The sequence below is a fragment of the uncultured Porphyromonas sp. genome (genome assembly GCF_934359325.1).
Classification (GTDB): Bacteria; Bacteroidota; Bacteroidia; order Bacteroidales; family Porphyromonadaceae; genus Porphyromonas_A.
The window spans coordinates 1-5,630 of record NZ_CAKRLH010000103.1; the positions used below are offsets into that span (position 1 = coordinate 1).

General features: G+C 58.9%; 6 protein-coding genes. 3 read left to right on the forward strand and 3 right to left on the reverse strand.

What is annotated here, in order from left to right:
- From Q0F21_RS04915 to Q0F21_RS04925, 3 genes are all read left to right on the forward strand, one after another.
- On the forward strand, positions 1–711 hold a 711-nt coding region (locus Q0F21_RS04915; RefSeq protein ID WP_297237938.1), incomplete at its 5' end, for a gamma-glutamyl-gamma-aminobutyrate hydrolase family protein.
- Between the two features lie 75 nt (positions 712–786).
- The gene (gene yidC / locus Q0F21_RS04920; protein WP_297237939.1) at positions 787–2,694 is read left to right on the forward strand and encodes a membrane protein insertase YidC; all 1,908 of its coding nucleotides are present in this window, start codon (positions 787–789) and stop codon (positions 2,692–2,694) included.
- A gap of 27 nt (positions 2,695–2,721) precedes the next feature.
- Entirely contained in the window at positions 2,722–2,910 is a 189-nt protein-coding gene (locus Q0F21_RS04925) for a hypothetical protein (protein ID WP_297237941.1), read from the forward strand.
- Between the two features lie 118 nt (positions 2,911–3,028).
- On the opposite strand, the gene Q0F21_RS04930 is transcribed toward Q0F21_RS04925, so the two are convergent.
- From Q0F21_RS04930 to Q0F21_RS04940, 3 genes are all read right to left on the reverse strand, one after another.
- The gene (locus tag Q0F21_RS04930) at positions 3,029–4,108 is read right to left on the reverse strand and encodes a hypothetical protein (protein ID WP_297237943.1); all 1,080 of its coding nucleotides are present in this window, start codon (positions 4,106–4,108) and stop codon (positions 3,029–3,031) included.
- On the reverse strand, positions 4,105–4,518 hold the full coding sequence (locus Q0F21_RS04935; RefSeq protein ID WP_297237945.1) for a FeoB-associated Cys-rich membrane protein: 414 nt from the start codon (positions 4,516–4,518) through the stop codon (positions 4,105–4,107). The genes Q0F21_RS04930 and Q0F21_RS04935 overlap by 4 nt, the downstream gene beginning before the upstream one ends.
- Positions 4,519–5,306: 788 nt before the next feature.
- A partial coding sequence (locus Q0F21_RS04940; RefSeq protein ID WP_297237947.1) for a hypothetical protein occupies positions 5,307–5,630 on the reverse strand: 324 nt, incomplete at its 5' end.

The window sequence follows — 5,630 nt, forward strand, 5'->3', positions numbered from 1 at the left end:
GCCTACAAGTCGATCGACGAGGCGATCCAGCAGAGCGGTGTCTACAATGGCCGCTTGGTCGATCTCGTCCGCATCTCGAGTGAGAAGATCACGGATGAGAATGTCGCTGAGCTGCTCGCTCCCTGCGATGCGGTGGTGATCGCGCCGGGCTTCGGCTCGCGCGGCATACCCGGCAAGCTGACCGCGATCCGCTATTGCCGTGAGCACGACCTGCCGACCCTCGGCATCTGCCTCGGTATGCAGTGCATCTGCATCGAGATAGCCCGCGACATGCTTGGGCTGGAGCAGGCCAATAGTACCGAGTTTGACTCCCAGAGTCCCGATCCGGTCATCGACCTGATGGAGGAGCAGAAGGAGGTGACCATGCTAGGCGGCACCATGCGTCTCGGTGGCTACGACTGCGAGCTGACTGAGGGGAGCAAGGTGGCTCAGATCTACGGTATGGAGACCATCCGCGAGCGCCACCGCCACCGGTATGAGTTCAATAGCAAGTACGAGCAGGCCTTCGAGGAGGCGGGCGTGCTGATCGCCGGGCGCAACCCCGAGACAGGTCTCGTGGAGGTGGTGGAGCTCCCCGACAAGCAGTGGTTCATCGGCGTGCAGTACCACCCCGAGTACTCCAGCACGCTCCAGCACACCCATCCGCTCTTTATGTCTCTCGTCGAGGCGGCACTTCGACACAAGGCTGCCCGAGAGGGAGAGGAAAAGTAAGTCAGACCTACACACAAGCACAGACGATCATCTGGACGGCTCGCATCGCAAGAGCTGTCCTCAGACAGATAAGTAATGGATAAAAATACGATCATCGGTCTCGTCCTCATGGGCGTGGTCCTCGTGGTATTCTCCATCCTGGGACGACCCTCTCAGGAGGAGCTGGAGCTCCGGCAGCGCTATGCCGACTCCGTAGCGCTCGCCACTCAGGCGAGGGAGCGCGCCATGGTCGACTCGCTAGACCGGATCGCGACAGAGGACTCCCTCCGCCGGAGTGCCACCCTTGCACAGTACACCCCCGCCGAGCGCGACTCCATCCTGACGGCTCAGGCGTCGGAGACATTTGGACCCTTTGCCCCCTCTGCACACGGCAGGGAGCAGACCTTTACGATTGCCAATGACTCCCTCTCCGTCACCCTCTCCACGAAGGGCGGTAAGCCGATCGCCTCGGAGATTCTGGGGTACGACGACTACCAGGGAGTCCCGATACAGCTCATCCGACCGGAGGACAGCCGATTCAGTCTCACCCTCTTCACGAGCGGCAACCGTGTCGTCCGCACTGAGGATCTCTACTTCGTCGGCGAGCAGGTGAGTCCCACGCAGGTCAAGATGTCCGCCATGGCGACCAATGGCTCCAGCCTGACGCTCGTCTACACCCTTCGCCCCAAGTACCTCATCGATGTCACCATCGCCGGCACGGGAGACTTCAAGAGCGTCATGGCGCCCAACTCCCCCTTCCTCGACGCTGACATATCGCTCCCCGTCTATCGTAATGAGAAGAGCGAGCAGGCTGAGCAGCGCTACTCCGGTATGGCCTACGAATTCACCGACGGTGATGTCGACAAGCTCAATACCGGTAAGTCTGAGGACAAGGAGCTGACCAATGAGGTGAAGTGGGTCGCTTTCCGCGACATGTTCTTCTCCACGATCGTCTACTCTCGTACTCGTCTCGGCTCGCTGGCAGTCAGCCAGGAGATGGTCAAGGGTGATCCGCAGAAGCTCAAGGAGATGGAGGCAAAGTTTGTCCTCCCCTTCGACGGCAAGCAGCCGATCTCCCTCCAGATCTACAACGGTCCCAATGACCACGCCCTCCTCAAGAGCCTCGACAAGAATCTCGGCGACAAGACCCACCTGACAGAGGTGATCGACATGGGGAGGTGGTTCCGCTTTATCACCGTCTGGGTCGTGCTTCCGGTCTTCAATTTCCTCGAGAAGTACATCTCCAATTACGGGCTCATCATCATCATCCTGACGCTGATCATCAAGCTGATCCTCGCGCCTTTCACCTTCAAGTCCTTCAAGAGCCAGGCCAAGATGCGCGCCATCAAGCCGCTCGTCGACGAGATCAATGCGAAGTATCCCGGCGAGGAGAAGATGATGGAGCGCAATAAGGCGACGATGCAGCTCTATCAGAATGCGGGCGTCAACGTCATGGGCGGCTGCCTCCCGATGCTGCTCCAGATGCCGATCCTCATCGCCATGTACCAGTACTTCCCCACCAGCCTCAACCTCCGCGGTGAGAGCTTCCTCTGGGCGCAGGACCTCAGTACCTACGACGACGTGATCCGCTGGGGCGCCGACATCCCGATGATAGGAGACCATATATCGCTCTTCTGCCTCCTGATGACGGTGACTCAGATCATCTACATGCGACTCACCCAGTCCGGCACGGCAGGCGGCGATCAGCAGTCCGCCTGCATGATGAAGGCGATGCCGATCTTCATGTCGCTCTTCCTCTTCTTCTTCCTCAATAACAACGCCTCCGGACTCTCTCTCTACTACTTCGCCTCCCTCCTCATCAGTATCCTGCAGACCAAGGCCTTCCAGTGGTCTATCGACGAGCAGAAGCTCTTCGCTCAGCTGCAGGAGAATGCCAAGAAGCCCAGGAAAAAGAAGCAGTCCGGCTTCATGGAGCGGCTCGAGAAGGCTCAGAAGGAGCAGATGAAGAAGCTCCGCGAGCAGCAGCAGCGTAATGGACGATAATATGCAAACTCTTATAGCAATAAGTATATGAACTTCAAGAACATCCTCATCACCCTTGCGATCATCTTCCTCCTCTGCGTGGGGATCTACTACGCCGTCAAGGGTGCTGTCCATCTCCTCGCCTTTGCCGGGATCTCCCTCCTGGTGCTTGTGATCATCGGCCTGGTGATCTGGCTCTTTATGAAGAGAGACTCCACGGACGACCCGCAGAGCTAAGGCTCCTGCGACAGACAGAGCCCCCTGCCGAGACGACTCACGGTCGCTTCGACAGGGGGCTTTTTGGGTCAGATACTGTCCGTCCGACTGATCCGATCAAGACCTTTGCAAAATGGTCTTATCCGAGGAGAGCCTGAGACACTCGCTGCTTCAGCTCCTCATACTCCTCCGGGGTGAGCCGCCGAGAGAGTGAGACGGCACGGTATCCCCCGTAGTCCATTGCCCAGTTATTGACATTCCGCACCGAACCAAAGCGCTCCACAAAGCTTCGCCCCTCGCTTCTACTCTCCCCCTCTACAGCAGGGACTTGCTCCTCCTGCGGTTTCTCGTATGCCTCCAGGAGGGCGATCTCCCGCTCATAGCTCAGGATCTGCGCATGCCGCTCGTCTGGCAGTCGCTGCTGCACCTCCAGCGCCTCAGGCCAGAGACACTGCCGCCACAGTTCCTCCCGCAGATCCTCCATGAGACTGCGCTCCATGAGCGAACCCCTCCGTAGCGTGCCGAGGAGAAGGGGGGTCTGCCTCCGGAGTTCGTCCGGCGTCGGTGGCTCGCCGCTCAGCAGTGCCGCCCACTCCCCCAGAGGGCCCCGCTCCCCGAGGCGGATCAGCTGCTCCACCGCCTCCGCCCGATCGGACCGGTACGCCGTGAGCGCCCATGCCGCCAGCCGCTTCGTCTCGGGCGGATATGCCCCGGAGGTGAGCACCTCTCTCAGGTGACTGCGGGCGGCGAGCGTATCCCCCTCGATCCGAGCCAGCGAGTAGGCCATCGCCGGGTCGGGAGAGATCTCCAGCAGCCCCCTCAGACGGACGGTGTCGCCGAGGAGTGCCGCCGCCATCATCGCCTGTCGCTTATCCTGCGACTTCAGTGCCATCTCAGGGTGTCCCGTCCTTAGCCCGATCTGCTCTAGGAGAAGGGTGTCTCCCAGAGCGTCGGCGGTGCGGAAGAGCTTCTCCCCCTCCCCGGCGGGTAGAGAGCGGAGCGGGTAGAGCAGGAGAGGATAGTCTGTCAGTTCCTCGGGGCGATCCTGATGCGAGAGGTCGGCGAGGGAGCGCCGGAGATAGGTCCGGGCATTGAGTCGCTCCACCCGATCGAGCAGAGAGCAGGAGGAGAGGGAGAGAAGGAGAGTGAGAAGGAGCAGACCGCAGTTCCTTCCCGGTGGAGAGAGAGGAGAGAAGTGGTCCACGGTGTCAGGTCTCACTGAGTCATCACCACGCTGAGGCGGTGCGTCACCTCGTCAGCAACGCCGGCAGGGAAGTGGATCCCCCGCCGATGGATACTGGTCACCCAGCCGGGCACATCCGCATCCTCCAGCGTCCGGAGGACGTGGCGAAACTCCTGAGTCTCCATCTCCGTATAGAGGTCCGCCGCACGACCGCGGAAGCGATCCAGCTCCTCGTCCTCGTAGTAGAGGATCATCGGACGGCGCTTGTCCGTGATATCGATCGGTGACGTGCAGCCGACCGAGCAGGAGAGACAGCCACCGCCACACTCGGCGGAGCTGGCCGCGTCCGGTGCCTCCCCGCCATTTTGCCGGATCAGACGTGCCAGCTGCCAGATCAGAAGTCCGACAGCCACAGCCAGTATCAGTAGAGTGATGATCGTAGACATACTATAGGGGTTCCTACTGCAAAGGTACCCATTTTGCCGCAGGGTAGGGAGTAAAAAGGAGCGAGGGTGACCCATTTAAGCTTTAAAGCAAAGAAGCGATAAACCCTGCCGGGGTGCTACCCGCCGATCTGTCCGATAGGACTTTGGGCCGTCCGATCAGGGGACGACCCCGGTAGGGGTCGATTTTTCATAGCCCGGGTGTCGAGGCACGAAGTGCCGAAGACCCCGGGTTACCGATAGCGTCCCCCTCACCCCTCGACCCCGCCAGGGGTCGGTCGGATGGTGGGTCCTCCAGAGGGAGCGTCCCATGTCGGGGTCGCCGTCACATCGGAGAGGAGCGATAAGAGAGACCACCCATCCGCAAGCCTAAGCATCAGCCTCTCTGACGGACATCAGACGGCTTACTGTATAGCTTAAATGCGTCATCCCTGCGCCTCCAAACTAAACCCGATATTAGTGATCACTATTACCGGGTTTAGTGATCACTAATACCGGGTTTAGAATTCACCGAACTCTATCGAGCTCTATACGATACACCCCAGTGCCAGGGGTGCCCCCTCCCTAACTCTCAGTGCAACACTCAAGGGGTCAACGTCTCATCTAAGTGACAGACTCGGTGACAAGTGGATATAGGGCTCGACGGCAACTACGCCCCGGGTGTGGACTTTCAGAACAGATGGATGACATGACTACATACGAAGAAGGAGGCACCTTCACCGATGTGAAAGTGCCTCCTTAGGAATTGGGGACTTTAGAGCTGATGCTCTAAGTCACTGCATGAATCTAAATCAAAGGGAACGAAGCTCTGAGGTCTTCTTCACGGGAACAGTAACCTCACCATTCTTGATCTCACCCCACTTGTAAGTAACGGTGACAGGTACCACGATACTAAAGCCCTCATCGATATTGGAACCGTTGTTACGATAGGTGAGACGTCCGTAGGGGAAAGTCTTGGTAACCTTCTGACCATTGACAACGACCTCTACAGTCTCATTGTCATCGGTCTGCTTGAAGATGATGTTCTCAGGGATCGTAGTCTCAGGCTTACCACCGACCTTCAGACCAATAGGCTTGATATTCTTAGTATCAATCTTGATGGACTGGATATCGTA